This is a genomic window from Halobacterium litoreum (assembly GCF_021233415.1).
In the GTDB taxonomy this organism is placed as follows: domain Archaea; phylum Halobacteriota; class Halobacteria; order Halobacteriales; family Halobacteriaceae; genus Halobacterium; species Halobacterium litoreum.
Genome location: NZ_CP089466.1, coordinates 1,293,208 through 1,309,172, shown reverse-complemented (window position 1 = coordinate 1,309,172; position 15,965 = coordinate 1,293,208). Strand labels below are relative to the sequence as shown.

Annotated in this window: 21 protein-coding genes and 1 tRNA gene; 13 read left to right on the top strand and 9 right to left on the bottom strand. The window is 67.7% G+C overall.

Going from position 1 to position 15,965, the window contains the following annotated elements:
* Positions 1-72 precede the first annotated feature (72 nt).
* The 3 genes from glpK (at position 73) to LT972_RS07220 (ending at position 3,969) form a co-directional block, all read left to right on the top strand.
* On the top strand, positions 73-1,614 hold the full coding sequence (gene glpK, locus LT972_RS07230; RefSeq protein WP_232572534.1) for a glycerol kinase GlpK: 1,542 nt from the start codon (positions 73-75) through the stop codon (positions 1,612-1,614).
* A gap of 3 nt (positions 1,615-1,617) precedes the next feature.
* Positions 1,618-2,694 (top strand): hypothetical protein, encoded by a 1,077-nt coding sequence (locus LT972_RS07225; RefSeq protein WP_232572530.1) that lies wholly within the window; start codon positions 1,618-1,620, stop codon positions 2,692-2,694.
* Between the two features lie 99 nt (positions 2,695-2,793).
* The gene (locus LT972_RS07220; protein ID WP_232572528.1) at positions 2,794-3,969 is read left to right on the top strand and encodes a Cdc6/Cdc18 family protein; all 1,176 of its coding nucleotides are present in this window, start codon (positions 2,794-2,796) and stop codon (positions 3,967-3,969) included.
* 6 nt (positions 3,970-3,975) lie between these two features.
* Here LT972_RS07220 and LT972_RS07215 read toward each other — a convergent pair whose 3' ends face one another.
* Positions 3,976-4,245, bottom strand: coding sequence for a DUF7571 family protein (locus LT972_RS07215; protein WP_232572526.1), 270 nt, complete (start codon positions 4,243-4,245; stop codon positions 3,976-3,978).
* A gap of 159 nt (positions 4,246-4,404) precedes the next feature.
* Between LT972_RS07215 and LT972_RS07210 the strand changes: the two genes are divergently transcribed.
* Both LT972_RS07210 and LT972_RS14870 read left to right on the top strand, forming a co-directional pair.
* Entirely contained in the window at positions 4,405-4,824 is a 420-nt protein-coding gene (locus LT972_RS07210; RefSeq protein ID WP_232572524.1) for a universal stress protein, read from the top strand.
* A gap of 43 nt (positions 4,825-4,867) precedes the next feature.
* A complete protein-coding gene (locus LT972_RS14870; protein WP_269780551.1) occupies positions 4,868-4,993 on the top strand; it encodes a hypothetical protein in 126 nt (41 codons plus the stop codon).
* A 1-nt stretch (position 4,994) separates the two neighbouring features.
* Here the strand turns inward: LT972_RS14870 and guaB are convergent, their stop codons facing one another.
* Positions 4,995-6,491 carry an IMP dehydrogenase gene (gene guaB, locus LT972_RS07205; protein WP_232572523.1) on the bottom strand — a complete coding sequence of 499 codons (1,497 nt, stop codon included), beginning with the start codon at positions 6,489-6,491 and terminating at the stop codon, positions 4,995-4,997.
* Between the two features lie 486 nt (positions 6,492-6,977).
* On the opposite strand from guaB, the gene LT972_RS07200 reads away from it, so the two are divergent.
* Both LT972_RS07200 and LT972_RS07195 read left to right on the top strand, forming a co-directional pair.
* On the top strand, positions 6,978-7,880 hold the full coding sequence (locus tag LT972_RS07200; protein WP_232572522.1) for a DUF5794 domain-containing protein: 903 nt from the start codon (positions 6,978-6,980) through the stop codon (positions 7,878-7,880).
* A 54-nt stretch (positions 7,881-7,934) separates the two neighbouring features.
* The gene (locus LT972_RS07195) at positions 7,935-8,159 is read left to right on the top strand and encodes a DUF5795 family protein (RefSeq protein WP_232572521.1); all 225 of its coding nucleotides are present in this window, start codon (positions 7,935-7,937) and stop codon (positions 8,157-8,159) included.
* On the opposite strand, the gene LT972_RS07190 is transcribed toward LT972_RS07195, so the two are convergent.
* On the bottom strand, positions 8,156-8,365 hold the full coding sequence (locus LT972_RS07190) for a hypothetical protein (protein ID WP_232572520.1): 210 nt from the start codon (positions 8,363-8,365) through the stop codon (positions 8,156-8,158). The two genes, LT972_RS07195 and LT972_RS07190, sit on opposite strands and share 4 nt — an antisense overlap.
* A gap of 37 nt (positions 8,366-8,402) precedes the next feature.
* Positions 8,403-8,723 (bottom strand): hypothetical protein, encoded by a 321-nt coding sequence (locus tag LT972_RS07185; protein ID WP_232572519.1) that lies wholly within the window; start codon positions 8,721-8,723, stop codon positions 8,403-8,405.
* A gap of 78 nt (positions 8,724-8,801) precedes the next feature.
* On the opposite strand from LT972_RS07185, the gene LT972_RS07180 reads away from it, so the two are divergent.
* Positions 8,802-8,975 (top strand) — tRNA-Trp (locus LT972_RS07180).
* A gap of 126 nt (positions 8,976-9,101) precedes the next feature.
* On the opposite strand, the gene LT972_RS07175 is transcribed toward LT972_RS07180, so the two are convergent.
* From LT972_RS07175 to LT972_RS07165, 3 genes are read right to left on the bottom strand one after another with little or no spacing between them, the layout of a single operon-like run.
* Complete coding sequence (locus tag LT972_RS07175; RefSeq protein WP_232572518.1) at positions 9,102-9,443, bottom strand: PIN domain-containing protein; 342 nt, start codon at positions 9,441-9,443, stop codon at positions 9,102-9,104.
* Positions 9,440-9,598 carry a hypothetical protein gene (locus LT972_RS07170; RefSeq protein WP_232572517.1) on the bottom strand — a complete coding sequence of 53 codons (159 nt, stop codon included), beginning with the start codon at positions 9,596-9,598 and terminating at the stop codon, positions 9,440-9,442. The genes LT972_RS07175 and LT972_RS07170 overlap by 4 nt, the downstream gene beginning before the upstream one ends.
* A 45-nt stretch (positions 9,599-9,643) precedes the next feature.
* The gene (locus LT972_RS07165) at positions 9,644-10,456 is read right to left on the bottom strand and encodes a hypothetical protein (RefSeq protein WP_232572516.1); all 813 of its coding nucleotides are present in this window, start codon (positions 10,454-10,456) and stop codon (positions 9,644-9,646) included.
* A 110-nt stretch (positions 10,457-10,566) separates the two neighbouring features.
* On the opposite strand from LT972_RS07165, the gene LT972_RS07160 reads away from it, so the two are divergent.
* Positions 10,567-10,758, top strand: coding sequence for a hypothetical protein (locus LT972_RS07160; RefSeq protein WP_232572515.1), 192 nt, complete (start codon positions 10,567-10,569; stop codon positions 10,756-10,758).
* A 16-nt stretch (positions 10,759-10,774) separates the two neighbouring features.
* On the opposite strand, the gene LT972_RS07155 is transcribed toward LT972_RS07160, so the two are convergent.
* Together LT972_RS07155 and LT972_RS07150 are read right to left on the bottom strand one after the other, a co-directional pair.
* A complete protein-coding gene (locus tag LT972_RS07155; protein ID WP_232572514.1) occupies positions 10,775-11,236 on the bottom strand; it encodes a hypothetical protein in 462 nt (153 codons plus the stop codon).
* Positions 11,237-11,343: 107 nt separating this feature from the next.
* The gene (locus LT972_RS07150; RefSeq protein ID WP_232572513.1) at positions 11,344-12,714 is read right to left on the bottom strand and encodes a PQQ-dependent sugar dehydrogenase; all 1,371 of its coding nucleotides are present in this window, start codon (positions 12,712-12,714) and stop codon (positions 11,344-11,346) included.
* A gap of 115 nt (positions 12,715-12,829) precedes the next feature.
* On the opposite strand from LT972_RS07150, the gene LT972_RS07145 reads away from it, so the two are divergent.
* The 4 genes from LT972_RS07145 to dinB all read left to right on the top strand — a co-directional run bounded on the left by LT972_RS07145 (position 12,830) and on the right by dinB (position 15,935).
* Positions 12,830-13,243, top strand: a complete 414-nt coding sequence (locus LT972_RS07145) for a DUF7522 family protein (protein ID WP_232572512.1) — start codon at positions 12,830-12,832, stop codon at positions 13,241-13,243.
* Position 13,244: 1 nt separating this feature from the next.
* Positions 13,245-13,832 (top strand): DUF7504 family protein, encoded by a 588-nt coding sequence (locus tag LT972_RS07140; RefSeq protein ID WP_452176539.1) that lies wholly within the window; start codon positions 13,245-13,247, stop codon positions 13,830-13,832.
* Between the two features lie 70 nt (positions 13,833-13,902).
* The gene (locus LT972_RS07135; RefSeq protein ID WP_232572510.1) at positions 13,903-14,667 is read left to right on the top strand and encodes a GTP cyclohydrolase III; all 765 of its coding nucleotides are present in this window, start codon (positions 13,903-13,905) and stop codon (positions 14,665-14,667) included.
* A gap of 32 nt (positions 14,668-14,699) precedes the next feature.
* Complete coding sequence (dinB, locus tag LT972_RS07130; protein ID WP_232572509.1) at positions 14,700-15,935, top strand: DNA polymerase IV; 1,236 nt, start codon at positions 14,700-14,702, stop codon at positions 15,933-15,935.
* The last annotated feature ends 30 nt before the right edge of the window (positions 15,936-15,965 follow it).

Below are 15,965 nucleotides of genomic sequence, written 5' to 3'. Positions count from 1 at the left end.
TGTGTGTTACGACAACAGTTAGCACGACGGCGGCCGGAACGACGCGTTCGCCGCCCGACGGAGCACACACCCATGCCAGACACATACGTCGGCGCCATCGACCAGGGGACGACGGGCACCCGATTCATGGTCTTCGACCGGAACGGCCGCGTCGTCGCCAACGCCTACGAACGACACGAACAGGTGTACCCCGAACCCGGCTGGGTCGAACACGACCCGGTCGAAATCTGGGAGAACACGCAGACCGTCGTCACCGACGGCCTCGACGACGCCGGCCTCGACGCCGACCAACTCGAAGCACTCGGCATCACGAACCAGCGCGAGACCACCGTCGTCTGGGACGCCGACAGCGGCCGACCCGTCCACAACGCGCTCGTCTGGCAGGACCGCCGGACCACCGACCGCGTCGAGGAACTTCAGGAGGCGGGCAAAGTCGAGGAGATACGCGAGAAGACCGGCCTGGAGTGTGACGCCTACTTCTCGGCGACGAAAGCCGAGTGGATTCTCGACAACGCCGAACCCCTGAAACTGGAGACCTCCCGCACCCGCGACCTCCGGGAGCGCGCGCGCAACGGCGAACTCCTGATGGGCACCATCGACTCGTGGCTCGTCTACAACCTCACGGGCAACCACGTCACGGACGTCTCGAACGCCTCCCGGACGATGCTGTACAACATCCGGGACCTCGCGTGGGACGACGACCTCCTAGAGGAGTTCGACGTGCCCGAGGAGATGCTCCCGGAAGTCCGGCCGTCCTCCGACGAGGACTTCTACGGCACCACCGACCCGGACGGCTTCCTCGGCGCCGAAGTCCCGGTGGCGGGCGCGCTCGGCGACCAGCAGGCGGCGCTGTTCGGACAGACGTGTTTCGACGCGGGCGACGCCAAGAACACGTACGGCACCGGGTCGTTCTACCTGATGAACACGGGCAACGACGCCGTCGAGTCCGAGCACGGCCTCCTGACGACCATCGGCTTCCAACTCTCGGACGAACCGGTTCAGTACGCACTCGAGGGCTCCATCTTCGTCACGGGCGCCGCCATCGAGTGGCTCGAAGACATCGACCTCATCAACAACGCGGCGCAGACGGCCGAACTCGCTCGCTCCGTGGATTCGACGGACGGCGTCTACATGGTTCCGGCGTTCACGGGCCTCGGCGCGCCACACTGGGACGGGCGCGCCCGCGGCACACTCGTCGGCATGACCCGGGGCACCCGGAAACCACACATCGTACGGGCGACCCTCGAATCCATCGCGTACCAGACGCGGGACATCGCGGAGGCGATGGAGGCCGACTCCGGCGTCGACACGACGACGCTCCGGGTGGACGGCGGCGCGGTGAAGAACAACTTCCTCTGCCAACTCCAGGCCGACATCATCCAGACCGACATCGTCCGCCCGGAGGTCGACGAGACGACCGCGCTCGGGTCGGCGTACGCCGCCGGTCTCGCCGTCGGCTACTGGGAGAGCCTCGACGAACTCCGCGAGAACTGGCAGGTCGAACGCGAGTTCGACCCCGAGATGAGCGAGCGAGACGCGGACAAGAAATACAGCCGTTGGGGCGACGCCGTCGAGCGCTCGCTCGACTGGGCGCGCGAGGACGAGGAGGCGTGACCGATGTACCCCGTCGCGCAGACGATTCCGGTCATCGGCATGGAACTCGAACCGTTCGTCATCCTCCTCATCACGGCGCTGGCGGGCGGCGCGTTCGGCGCCGCCATCGGCGCGCTCCCCGCGTTCATCTTCACGGGGTTCGTCGTCTTCCTCGGCGAGGGCGTCGCGATTCTCCAGCGGCAGGTCGCCGGCCTCGAAGCCGTCCCTGAGGGCGAACTCGCCGCGGGCATCACCGGCGTCATCGGGTTCGGCGCCATCACCGGCCCGCACATCGCGTTCGCGGGCGGCGTCGCGGCGTCGGCGTACGCGGGCAAGAAGTACCCCGAGATGGAACCCGAGGGCTGGGACTACCACTTCGGGAAGAACATCCTGTACGCGTTCGGCACCAAGCCCGACATCCTCGCGGTCGGCGCAATCTTCGGCGCAGTCGGGATGCTCATCACGCGCGTCTCCGGCGGCCTCGGCGTGCCGACGGACGGCATCGCGCTCTCGGTCGTGTTGACCGCGCTGCTCGCGCGCCTCGCGTTCGGCTATCCCCTCGTCGGGTCGCCCGCCGGGTCGGGCTACCTCGACATGACGCCGTTCGAGCGCGGCGAGAAACGCGCGGCCACCGACGGCGGCACCGCCCAAGCCGACCGACTCGCGACCGAACCGTGGCTCCCCCACCAGTACAAGTGGGCGGGGGTCGCCGCAATCGGTCTGGTCGGCGGCGTCCTCTCGGGGTACATCTGGCTCCAGACGGAGAGCATCTTCATGGGGTACGCCATCTCCGCGATGAGTCTCCTGTTCCTCGAACTCGGCGTCGAGAAGATTCCCGTCACCCACCACATGACGCTGATGGGGTCGGTCGGCGCCATCGTCGCGCTCCCGATGACCGAGAGCGCGCTCGTCGCGTTGCTCGCCGCGGGCGCGCTCGGCGCAATCAGCGGCCTCGTCGGCGAGTTCACGCAACGCGTGCTCTACTCGCACTCGGGCACCCACGTCGACCCGCCGGCGATGGCGATTACCGTCGTGATGGTGGGCGTCGGCGTGCTGTACCTCGTCGGCGTCATCCCGAACAGCGGCTACCTCGGTCTCTGACCGCCCCGATGGCCCGCACTCGCGTGCGTCGGCTCGGGGCGACCGGACGCCTTTTGCCCGTGTGGTCGGAAACCGCGGTCACGCGCACCTCGGCCTGACATGGACCTCGACGCGAGAATACGACGACGGCAACGCCGGAACGACGAGCGACGACTGATTCGCGACGACGAGTCGCTGTCGCCGGTCGCGCACGTCGCCGAACCGTCGGACCGCGGCCCGGTGTTCGAGCGGTTACTCGACCACCTCGACCCCGTGTTCGACGGCACGCTCCCGCCGAACGCGTACGTCCACGGGCCGTTCGGCGCGGGGAAGTCCGCCGTCGTCACGGCGCTGGTCACGCACCTCGGGCGGCTGTCCTCGGAGACGGGGTCGGTCATCCACACGAGCACGCGCGCGGCCTCCCCGCCGTCACCGGGGTTCGTCTACGTCGACCTGCGGGAGACGACCAGCGAGTTCGCGTTCTACCACCGCGTGCTCGACGCGCTCGCCGAGGACGCCGTCCCGGAACACGGCGTCAGCACGCAGACGCTCAGAGACCGCTTACACGACCTGCTCGGCGCGTCCCGGAGTGGCGTCGTCGTCGCCGTGGACCACGTCAGCGAACCCGACACTGCGGACACGGACGGCCTCGTGGAACTGTTCGCCGGTCTCCCGAGCAACGTCAGTTGGCTCGCCGTCGGGCGCGACGACCCCGAGGAGACGCGACTCACCGAGTACACGGCGACGTCGATTCGGGTCGACGCCTACCAGCGACAGATGCTCGTGGACGTGTTGATGACGCGGGCGTCGGCGGCGCTCGCCCGGCGGGCCCTCGACCACCGACTCGCGCGACGCATCGCGGCGTGGGCCGACGGGAACGCTCACGACGCGCTCGCGGCGCTGTTCGTCGCGGCCGTCCGAGCGAGTCGGGCCGACCGGACACACGTCTCCGAGCGGGACGTCGACGCCGCCGTCGCGGAGATTCCGCAGCCGTCGGCGTCGCTCGCTCGCGCGCTCGCGCTCCCGGCGAACAAGCAGTTGGTGTTGGGCCACCTCGTCGCGCTCGACGCCGCGGACCGGGCGTCGGTGAGCGCGACCACGGAGGCGATTAGCGACCGCCCGGACGTCGACCTCACTCGCGGGACCGTGAAGCGATACCTCTACGAGATGGCCGAAGCGGGCATCGTCGAACGCGTCCAGTCCGAACGGCGAGACGGGAAGGGCCGGCCGCCGAGTCGGGTCGAACTCCGAGTCCCGCCGACCGCGTTCCGCCGGCTGTACGACCGCGCGCAGTGACGCCGGTCAGGTGGTCACCGGGTCGCGGGTCCAGCCGGGGTCGTCTCCCGTCCGGGAGATGAGGTCGGACCGGCACGCCGGACAGTAGTCCGGGGTTTCGGTCGCGCTTCTGGGGACGTAGACCGCGCCGCCACACTCCACGCACGCATCCGCAACGACAGTCGTACAGTCGGCACAGACGTTGAAGTCGTCGACTGTGAGGTCGCGCAACGGCTCGAGTTTCTTGTCGAGGATGTACTCGTCGATGGCCGCGTGACAGTTTTGGCACGGTTGCATGGCGATGCGACTCAGACCATGGTACACGTTCACAAATACTTGACGGCGGCGGCGGTACTGTCCCGTCGCGGGCCGCGTCGGCGTCCGGCGGCCGCGTCGCCCGCCACACCAAGGGAATCGGGCCGTAGTTTTATACGCGAGACCGGCGTCTCCCCGCGCATGTACCGCGTACTGGTTCCGGTCGACGACGACGTGGACCGCGCGCTCGCGCAAGCACGCTACGTGACCGACCTGCCGGCCGCCGACGAGGAAGTCGAAGCGATACTGCTGTTCGTGTTCACGGGGGACGCCGAGGACCTGCCGTCGGACCTCCAGCAGTTCAAGACCGCCGACCGCATCCAGTCGGTGCGCCGAGCCCGCGACCACCTCGAAGACGCCGGCGTCGAGGTGCAGGTCCGGGACGACTCCGGGGACACCACCGACGACATCCTCGACGACGCCGAGGAGTACGACGTCGACGCCATCGTCCTCGGTGGCCGGAAGCGCTCGCCCGCCGGGAAAGCCATCTTCGGGAGCGTCACGCAGTCGGTCATCCTGAACACCGACCGCCCGGTCGTCGTCACCGGCGACGGCTCCTAACTGGACGAAACTGGTTTCACGTCTACTCGCCAACAGTTCGGGTATGGCCTACGAGAACTACGAGTGCCGACAGTGCGAGCGAACGTTCCGCGCCCACCCGGACGCGAACGCGGCCGACAGCGGCTACTGCAGTCCGCGCTGCGAGACCGTCGGCAGCGGCTGGTCGTGACCTACTCGTTTTGCGGGCTGTAGTTCGGCGCCTCGTCCGTAATCATCACGTCGTGGGGGTGGCCCTCGGTCTGGCCCGCCGAGGAGACGCGGACGAACTCGGCCTCCTGCTTGAACGCGGGCACTGTCTCGGCGCCGACGTACCCCATCCCGGACTGGATGCCGCCGACGAGTTGGTGGAGTTCGGACGCCAGCGACCCCTTGTACGGCGTCGCCGCCTCCACGCCCTCGGGGACGAACTCCTCGTCTTCCTGTTCTTCCTTGAGGTAGCGGTCGCCGCCGCCGGACTGCATCGCGCCGACCGACCCCATGCCGCGGTACTGCTTGTACTTCTTCCCGTTCATCGTGATGACGCGGCCCGGCGCCTCGTCGGTGCCCGCGAAGTACGAACCCAACATTACGGCGTCGGCGCCCGCGGCGATGGCCTTCGCGGCGTCGCCGGAGTACCGGATGCCGCCGTCCGCGATGACCGGCACGTCCTCCTCGACGGCCACGTCGGCGACCTCGGAGACGGCCGTAATCTGGGGCATCCCGGCGCCCGTCACGACCCGCGTCGTGCAGATAGAGCCCGGCCCGATGCCGACTTTCACGCCGTCAGCGAAGTCGACGACCGCTTCGGCGGCTTCGCGGGTGCCGATGTTCCCGACGACGACGTCCGCGTCGACGCTCTGCTGGATGTCGCGGGCGGAGTCGATGACGTTCCGGTTGTGCGCGTGCGCGCAGTCGATGAACAGCACGTCCGCGCCCGCCTCGTCGGCGGCGGTCGCGCGGTCGTCCTCGAACGGGCCGACGGCGACGCCGACGCGGAGCCGGCCGTTGTCGTCGCGCGCGGCGTTTTCGTGTTCGCGCCGGGAGAGGATGCCCTGCATCGTGACGAGGCCGACGAGGCGGCCGTCGTCCACGATGGGGACGCGCTCGATCTTGTGCTCGTACATGAGTTCGAGCGCTTCGCGGGCGGTGACGTCCTCGGGCGCGGTGACGACCTCGTCGGTCATCGCCTCGCGGACGGTGTCGGACTCGCCGACTTCGAGGTACGGGCGGATGTCCGTCGCGGAGATGATGCCGAGCACTTCGTCGTCGCCGTCGACGACGGGCGCGCCGGAGACGCCCTCGGCGCTCATCATCGCGTCCACGTCGTCGATAGTCTGGTCGGGGGACGCGGTGACGACGTTCTCGCGACGGATGACGAGTTCGTCGGCGCGTTTCACGCGCTCGATTTCGGCGGTGACCGCGTCGGTGTCCATGTTGCGGTGGAGGACGCCGAGACCGCCCTCGCGGGCCATCGCGATGGCGAGCCCTGATTCGGTGACGGTGTCCATCGCCGCCGAGAGGATGGGAACGTTCAGGTCGACGTTCGTGGAGACGCTCGTGGAGACGTCGGCGTCGTCGGGTTCGACGCGGCTCTCGCTCGGACGGAGGAGCACGTCGTCGAACGTGAGCGCTTCGGGAACGCGGAGTTTCTCGGAGAATCGGCCGTCGGTGGACGAGTCGTTCGCCATGTAAACCGTCGCGGCGCCCGCGGCAAAAGCGTTGCGAGATTGGGCGAACGTGGTGTGAATACTCGACACACTTCGCCGACACACGCACGAACGTGTATGTGGGTCGAGGAGGTAGACAGTCGTCCACTTTCGGGTTCGCGAGTCGACGAACGTGCAAACTGGCTGCAACTACTCGGCGTGTTATCGACGTTCGGTGAGAAATACCGAGGGTGAGAAAGCCGTTATTTAAACCCTGGCTTGGATGTCACACCACATGTGGCTCCTTCTCACGCAATCTTTATGCTCCCGACCCCTGTGTTTTGGCGTATGGACTCCATCAGTCCCGATGCAGACTGCATCGCCGGCAACTACAGTGAATTCTCCACCGGCGTACGCACATTTATCGGGAAACTGATGGCCCGACTCCCACTCGGAATGCCGGCGTCCGCACGCGCGTATCGCCGCTCCGACCGGACCACGCCCAGACCCGAGTTGACCGCGTAGTCCATGAGTAGCTCACGTCACCCCATCGCGCTCCGCCTCGAGCAGCGGGTCGGCGGCGCAACCAAGCTGCTCGCTACGGTGATGTTGCTGCCGCTCGTGGACGGCATCTTCGCCGCGCTCGTCCTCGCCGGCGGCCTCGAAACGTGGACCGGCGTCGCGCAGGTCGGCCTGCTCGTCTTCGGTGGCAGCGCCACGCTCGCAGTCATCCTCGCGGAAATGGACGAAGACCCCCGCGAGCAGGTCGCCAGCGTCCTCATCGTCGGCGTCCCCCTCATCGTCGTCGCCGCCGTCGAAGCCGCGCTCGCGCCGACCATCGAGACCATCGTCGACGTGCCGACGTTCGAGCGCTTCGCCGCGCTCGTCATCCTCGCCATCGCCGCGAAGACGGCGAGTTCCACCATCGGCGAGTACCTCCCCTCGCCCGGCATCATCATCGGCCTCGGCTTCCTCGCGAGCTTCCAGCCCGAGAACGTCGCGCTGAAGGTCCAGTACGACACCACGCTGTTGCTCCACGCCGCGGCCGCCGGCGGCGTCGCCGTCGGCTTCGCGCTCGCCGTCGTCGCGCTCCAGCCGTTCCTCCGGCGCATCGTCGACATCGACCGCTTCCGGTTCGGGAGCGCGGTCGCGCTCGCGACGCTCGCGCTCTCCATCTTCCACCTCGTCCCGTCCCAAGCGCCCCTGCTCGTCTTCGGCGTCGCCGGCCTGCTTGCGTTCGACCCCGACGACGTCGCCGACGAAGTCTCCGGCGGCGCCGACACGCAGTCGGCCCCGCCGGCCGACGACGGCCCCGCCGACCCGCGCGGCGTCACGTCCGCCACCGACGGTGGCAGCGACCCCGACACCGACGAACCCGCGTACGGCTACCCCGGCGAGGACGGCGCCGAAGAGCGCGCGCCGTGGCTCTGAATCCGTAACCCGCCCACAGAAGCATTTTACCGTCGCCGCCGTCTCCGGACAGCCATGGCCGACAACCGGGTCGTGCAGGGCCGCATGGTCACGCCGAAGAAACTCGCCGAACTCGTCGAAGGCGACTCCGTGATGGACGCCGAACCCATCAGCGAAGCCGACCGCGACTGCCCCGACTGCGGCGGCGACGTGCTCTCGGTCGGCTACATGCCCTCGGTCACCGAGTTCGTCACCGGCTACAAGTGCCAGGACTGCGACTGGAGCGAACGCGAGACCTAATCCCGCCAGCGGACCGTCGCTATCTCCGTCTCGCTCGCTGCGACCACCGTCCCCACCTGTTCGCCGTCCTCGCAACTCTCGACGTCCACGCGCTCGTAGCCCTCCGCGACGACCTCCCGCAGGTCCGCCTCGAACTCGTCTGCGTCCTCCACGCCCAATCGGTTCTGTCCGCCAATCTCCCGCACCACGACGGGGTACTCGGTCATGCACCGGGCTTCGTCGCCGACCCGGAAAGACCAATCGCTACCCGCGAACCTCGTAGTGTGTCACGGTCGACTCGTACCGCGAGAGCAACGCCGCCGCCCGGTCGGGCACGTGTGCCGACTCGTACTCCTCGCCCGCGAACGCCTCGACGCCGTCCCAGGACTCGAAGCGCGCCACGGTCACGAACGCGACCTCGTCGCCGGCGTCCCGCCGCCACACCTCGAAGTCCACGAGCGACGGAATCTCCCCGCGGGCGTCCGCGAACACCGTCTCGGTGACGAACGCCTCGTACTCGTCCGCGTCACTCGGCTCCGTCCAGCCGCGCCAGACTCGCGCAATCACGCCCCGGCAGTACGCCACCCATCCACCTCGGTCTTGTGCCGCCCCACCACCGAATCGAAACCCTCTTGGGGCGAATCGCCGTACGGTGGGACGCACGGGGCTGTGGCCAAGCCAGGAATGGCGACTGACTCCAGAGGTCACGCGCCCGGGACGAAACTCCACTGGTATACCGAGCGGCCGACTGATCATCGGCCGCACTGACGACCCTCTGGAGTTCCGAGGCGCACCGGAGATATCAGTCGATCGGGGGTTCAAATCCCTCCGGCCCCATACCATTTATAAGTAAAGCGGCGCGTTTTGTCGCTTTCAACTTCACTCGAACCAGCACCAGCCATCCGGCTCTCGAACCGGAGGTGGTGCGCGTGAGCGACCACCCTACGGCAGAAGGCGGTCTTCTCAGACGATATCGACGTCGAGTGCGTCGGTGATGCCGGGTACGTCGAAGTCGGCGTTCGAGGCGGCGAGCCGTTCGCCGGGTCCCTTCGCGCTGCCGGCGATGTAGGTGTCGCGTGCGCTCAGTGCTTGCCCGCTGTTCGCGAGGTCGTCTTGGAGTTCGGCGGCGGCGCGCGCGAGTTCCGGTGTCTCGTCGAGGACGACGAGCCACTCCAGGGCGCCGTCGACGGCGTCGAAGTCCGCGGGCCCGGATTTGAACACCTCGTAGAGCACGAGTGGCGGGGCGACGGCGTCGTCGCGGCCGTCGAGGTAGTCGATGAGAACGCTACTGTCGTAGAGCGTCACCGAGCGCCGACGTCCTCTTTCATCTGCTTGCGCGCGTCGCGAGCGCCCGCTGCGGCGTCCGTGCCCTCCCGGAGGCCGGCGCCGGCGTCGACAGTATCGACGACGGGACGCAGGAGGAGGTGGCCGGGGAGATGGACGCCGACATTCGCGAACAACGCCAGTCCGCCTGCCCTCCTGTATCTCGAGCGTAGTCGCGACTATCAGATCGCGATCTCGACGTCGGTGAAGTACTGCTGTTTCGCGCGCCTGGCTTCCGGTCCTTCCGGGACGAGGCCGGGGGTCGAAGCCTCGCCGTCGAACCGGTCTGGGTCCGGTGAGAGTGAGTCGAGTATCTCTGCGAACTTCGCTCCATCCCGGCCAGTGATGTGGACGAAGCCGCCGTAGCGGCGCTCCTCGACCGGGGTCGAGTCCGGGTCGGGGAACGCGTCCCGAATACAGCCGATTTGCCCGCGGAGGTACTCCGCGGCCTCGTGTTGCGAATACTGGCTGTCTGCGTAGTACTGTTCTCGGTCACTGTCGGTGAGGTCGCCGCCGCCGTGCGTGGCGGACTCGTACCGGACCCCGTCCGAGTCGATGTCACCGGTGAGGAAACTGAGGTTCACCGTGAAACAGTCGGGGTATCGCAGAATCACGAGGAAGAAGAACTGTTCGTCGACGGTGTAGCGTTCCTGCAAGCGGTAATAGCACTCCAGATAGTATGCGGCGAGGGCGCCGATCCAGTCGTCGCGTTCGCCGTCCATGTACGCGGTCGCGACGTCGTAGTAGTCCTCGCCGGCGACCTGCAGCAAGCGGTGTTCGAAGCTCTGTCTCATGTCGTCCAGTTCGTCCTCGTAGACCTCGGTCAACGGGACGTCCGGGTCGTCGAGTAACGCGCGCTTTCGGTCGCCAGCGTCCGCGATGCGCGCCATATTTTCGTGGAGCGTTCGTTCGGATTCCGCGTCCGGCAGTGGAATCCGAACCGCCTGCTGGCGGAGCATATCCGCCCCGGAGTCCAAGCGCTCTTGCCAGTCCATTACCAGTAGCCAGGCCAGACAGGTACAAAAGATGAGGGTTGGAAGGCCTCAATCCCGGAGTTACAGGTATTTCAACGAGTTCAGAATGACGGCGTCTCTTTACTGGAAACGTGCCTGGCGTCCTCGCCGGTCTCGTTACGGCGGGCATCGCAATCATGTACATCATGGAGCCGGCGCAGGGGACCAGTAACGTGGACGCCGGGTTCTTCGAGGTCACCTACGAAGCCGGAATCGGCCTCTACGTTACGGCGGCCGGTGGCGCCGGCGTCTTCACTGGTAGTCTCATCGGCTTGACGAAGTAGCCACTCCGCCGGCCACTCAGTCGTTGGACGTGGAGACGACCAGCGAGCGACTCGCACCGCCGGCGTTCAGTTCCATGTCGAGTGTCGCTGCGAACGCCCCTTCCTGAAGGAGATTGAGGACTGCGTCGGTCGTGTTGCCGTATTTGACCAGCACGTCCACCTGGTGGGGCGTTCGCTCGCCGGGTTCCAGTTTATTGATCGTCAGTTCGTCGGTCGCGATGCGCTCACCGTTGACCTGGAGGTCGAAATCCCCCGAGATATCGGGAATCGCCTGCCCGGCGGGGTTGTGGAACTCCAGAATCAGCGGCATCGTCAGCGACGTCACCCCGAAGTCCGGTTTTCGGACGTCCGTGAAACTGACGTCCAACTTCCCCAACGGCGGTTTGCTGTTCAGACTCCCCAGCGGCGTGCTCCCGCAACCCGAAAAAAGCGCCGCCCCCGATGCCCCCACCGTCTGCAGTACTCGACGTCGTCGCATACACCCCTACGTGAGGGTACATGTTAAAAAACTTGAGGGTGGGGTTGGGTGGCCATGGTGGTCGTCGCCCCGGCTCCGCCGTACTGTGTCCTCCAGGGAGACCGAATTCAGGCCGAGACGAGTCTGTGAACGCGTCCGCTGGACCCGGTCGGGGTGGCGCTGCCGGTGGTGGCAACGTAGAGTTCGTCGTCGTAGTCGCGCCCGAACGCGAGGAGGTACTCGCGGGGCGGCACGTCGCCGTCGTGCCGGAGCGACACGGCTTCGGTCGGCCAGAGACCGTCGTCCGTGGGCGTGGCGACGAACACGTCGCCGTTCGAGCGCCAGTCGCCGAACACGTACTCGCCCGAGAGCGCGGGAACGGCGTCGCCGGTGTAGCGGTAGCCGCCGATGACGGAGATGCCCGAGACGGCGCCGCCCGAGTGCGAGTACTCGATGACCGGGTCGCGCAGCGGGTCGCCGTCGGGCGTCTCGCGCGGGCAGTTCTCGGGCGGACTGTTCGGGGAGGACGCGCTGAAGCAGTGCGTGGCTTCGCGGACGTTCCAGCCGTAGTTCCCGCCGCGTTCGACGACGCTCACCTCTTCGAAGCGGTTCTGGCCGACGTCCGCGACGTAGAGGTCGCCGTCGGCGAACGACATCCGCCACGGGTTCCGGAAGCCCCACGCGTACTGTTCGTCGAGGCCGGGTTCGCCGACGAGAGGGTTGTCGTCGGGAATCGCGTACGGCCTGCCGTCGCTGCTGCCGTCCACGTCGATGCGGAGGACGCTCCCGAGGAGGTTCCGTTCGGTGTCCTGGCCGTTGCCGCCGGCGTTGGCGTCGTACCAGTCGTCGACGTGCCCGCGGCCGGTGTCGTTCGCGCCGCCGCCGTCGCCGGTGCCGACGTAGAGGTAGCCGTCGGGGCCGAAGACGACGCTGCCGGCGTTGTGGTTGGACTGTGGCTGGGGGAGTTCGAGGAGGCGGCGTTCGCTCGCGGGGTCGGCGCGCCCGCCGTCGACGGTGAACGCCGAGAGGACGAACGTGTGGCTGTAGCCGCTCGGCGCGCCGTCTCCGAGCGGGGCGCTGTACCGCGCGAACAGCCGTGGGTCGTCGGGATAATCGGGGTGGAAGGCGGCGCCCAGGAGGCCGCGTTCCTCGTAGCCGGACAGCGACACCATCCGGTCGCGCACGTCGAGGAGCGGTTCGTCGCGGACGCCGTCGGGTGTCGCGACGCGCACGACGCCGGTCTGGTCGACGACGTACGCGTTCTCGGTGTCGCCGGGCGCGAACTCGACGCCGAGGGGTGCGGTGAAGCCCGACGCGACGAGTTCGGTGCCGACGCCGTCGGTGGGCGTCGAGTCGGTCGTGTCTCCGTCTGCCGTCGCGTCCGCGGTGTCCTCGGGCCGGTCGGGTGCGCTCGCGAGACAGCCGGCGAGCGCGCTCCCGAGGCCGAGAGCGAAGCCAGTCTGGAGGACGCCGCGGCGCGTGTGGTGGCGTCGGGTCACGCGAGTACTTGGTGCTCGCGGATGATATGTCTTGACACGGCCGGCGTCTGTGGTGGCGGCCCAGGCGGATTCGTTCGGGCGCAAACCTTTTTGCGCGAAACCGCCAGATACGGTTGTGATTGAACTCCGCCAAGAGCCGGAGTTGACGGCGTTCGACGACGCTGAGGTTGCGTCCGCCATCGACGACGTTGCCGGCGACGACCTTCGGACGCTCGTCGAGTACGACGAACAGCGGTACAATCTGTTGTACATCCGCGACGACGTAGTCGACGAACTGGGCGGTCCGGACGCGTTCGGCGAACTCGCCGACGAACTGCACAGCGACTACCGACTGGATTTCACTCAGCAGGAACTCTACGAGGAGATTTACGGAGAACTCGGGAACGTCCACGCGTTCGTGGCGGTGATGGACCGTGCGACCGTGCTCAGGGTCGTCGGTGACGACGCCGGGCTCTACGTCTCGTTGGAACCCTCGGTTTCGATTCAGGGCGCCCTCGACGCGGTTCGCGAGGTAGTAGACAGTGAGTGAGATGTCGGATTCGCTGACAGAGCAGTTGGCTGACGCGTCGAACATCCTCGTGTTGGAGGACGGGGCGTCGTCGGCGGACGAACGCATCCACGAGATGCTGCTGTCCGGGTTGACCGAGAGGGAGACGGACGTGTTGGTGGTGACGTTCTCGCGGCCGGGGCCGTGGCTGGACGCGTGGGGCGACCAACTAGTGTCCGCGGGGTCGAATCTCGGCCTCGTGCGGTTGAGCGAGACCGACCGCCGCGAGGGCCGGCGGAACGGTGCGCACGTTCGGAGCGTCAACCCGAACGACCTCACCGGACTCGGGATGGCGATTCGGGACTTCTTCGACGGGGCGGCGTCGAGCCCGAACGACGCGGTGGTCTGTTTCGATTCGCTCACCGAACTGTCGGAGTACAACTCGGTGCGGACGCTGTTTCGGTTCCTGCGCGTAATCACCCAGCAGGTCTCGACCGAGGACGCGACGGCGCACTTCCACGTCGACCCGGTCGCCCACGATTCCCAGTCGCTGGCGCGCCTGAAGCCGCCGTTCGACGCACACGTGAAATGCGAGGACGCCGACGAGGTGTCCGTGTCGCGACCGTACTGACTCTGCCAGAACAGTTCTGGAACGCAATCCAAAACTGATATACTTGCGCCGCGTGGAGTGACGGACAACCGTGACGAACACGCAGGTCACCCTCGTCCAACTCGACAACTACGGCCCGTGGACCGTGACGCCCGCCCCCCGCCGGGAAGTGGACCTCCAGACCATGCAGTCCCGGCTGTACGCCGACCTCTCGCAGGCGTTCGGGATGCGCGACGGCTACGTATTCTTCACGCGCTTCGACAACATGCTCGCCGTCACGAACGGCCTCGACCTCGAAGACCACGCCCGGATTCAGGAGTCCATCCGGAACCGCTACCCGGTCACCGTCAGCCTCTCCATCGGCACCGGCGCGTCGCCCGCCGACGCCCTCGTGAACGCCACCGCCGCGCTCCAAGACCAGGGGAGCGCACAGGACGCCGACCGCCGCGAAGCCCTCCTCGGCCAACCCATCGACGAGGCCGAACGCACCGACGACGACGTCCAAATCGCGCACTTCGACGTGGTCGACGCCACCGGCAAGTACACCGACGAACTCGACGCGTTCTCCTCCTTTGTCAACATCGAGCAGGGCTACGCCGAACTCATGAAGCACATGCACGCCGCCCACGACTCGCTTTCCTTCTTCGTCGGCGGCGACAACATCATCGCGGTCTGCCCGGACCTCACCGACGACGACTACGACGCCGCCATCCAGCACGTCCGCGAGACGGCGAACGTCGACCTGCGCGTCGGCGTCGGCCGCGGCGTCTCCCCGCACGACGCCGGCATGGGCGCGAAGCACGCCCTCGAACTCGCGCGCGAGGACGACACCTACGTCGAGGGCGACTTGGCGTAAGCGTCATCCGACGCGCCGACTGACCGAACAGTATGCCCGCAGGCGAACGGCTCCCCGGCGCGCCCGAACGCGAGGAGCGCATCGTCCTGCACGTCGACATGGACTGCTTTTACGCGTCCTGCGAGCGCCTCAAGGACCCGAGTCTGGAGGGCGAACCAGTCGTCGTCGGCATGGGGTACGAGCCCGGCGAGACGGTGGGCGCGGTCGCCACGGCGAGTTACGAGGCTCGCGAGTACGGCGTCGAGAGCGCGCAGGCAATCGGTTCGGCGCTCGACAGCCTCCCGCGGAAGGCCGAGCATCCGGACGACCCGGACGCCGGCTACTACCGGTCAGTGGACATGGACTGCTATCAGGACGTCGGTGGCGAGGTCAAGGAGATTCTGTACGAACTCGGGGACACCGTCCGGGAGGTGAGCATCGACGAGGCGTACCTCGACGTGACCGACAGGACTGCGTGGGACGTCGCCGAAGGGTTCGGCCGGCACGTCAAGCAACGCATCGCTCGCGAGGTCGGCGTGCCGGCGAGCGTCGGCGTCGCGCCCGACATGAGCACCGCGAAACTCGCGAGCGACCACGACAAGCCCGACGGTCTCGTGGTCGTCCGCCCGGACGACGTCCGCGAGTTCCTCGCGCCAATCGACGTGGCCGACGTCCACGGCGTCGGGCCGGTGCGCGCCCGCGAACTCCGCGAGATGGGCATCGAGACGGCGGGCGACCTCGCCGACGCAGACCCCTACGAGCTCGCCGACGAGTTCGGGGAGCGCGGCCGCGACCTCCACCGACGCGCCCGCGGCGAGGACGACCGCCCGGTCGAACCCCGCGGGAAGCCCAAGAGTCTCTCCCGCGAGTCGGCGTTCGACGGCGCGACCGACGACTTCGAGCGCGTTCGCGAGCAGGTCGCGACGCTCGCCGAGGCGGTCGCCGACCGCGCCACCCGGAAGGACGCGTTCTACCGAACCATCGGCGTGAAGGTCGTCACGCCGCCGTTCGACGTCCACACGCGCGCCGAGTCACTCCCCGGTCCCGTCGACGACCCGGATCTCGTGGACGAAGTGACCCAAGAGTTGCTCGGGGAGTTCGCCGACGAGTCCGTGCGGAAGGTCGGCGTTCGCGTCTCGAATCTGGACTTCTCGGAGCGCGAGCAAGCCAGCCTCACCGGGTTCGCGGACCGCGAGGGCGCGACCGAGAGCGACCGCAACCGAGACTGGGAGCGCGATAGCGGCGAGGACGACACGGACGGACAGGCGTCGCTCGGCGAGTTCGAGTAGGTTTTTGCCCGCCGCCGGCGAACGCCCGGT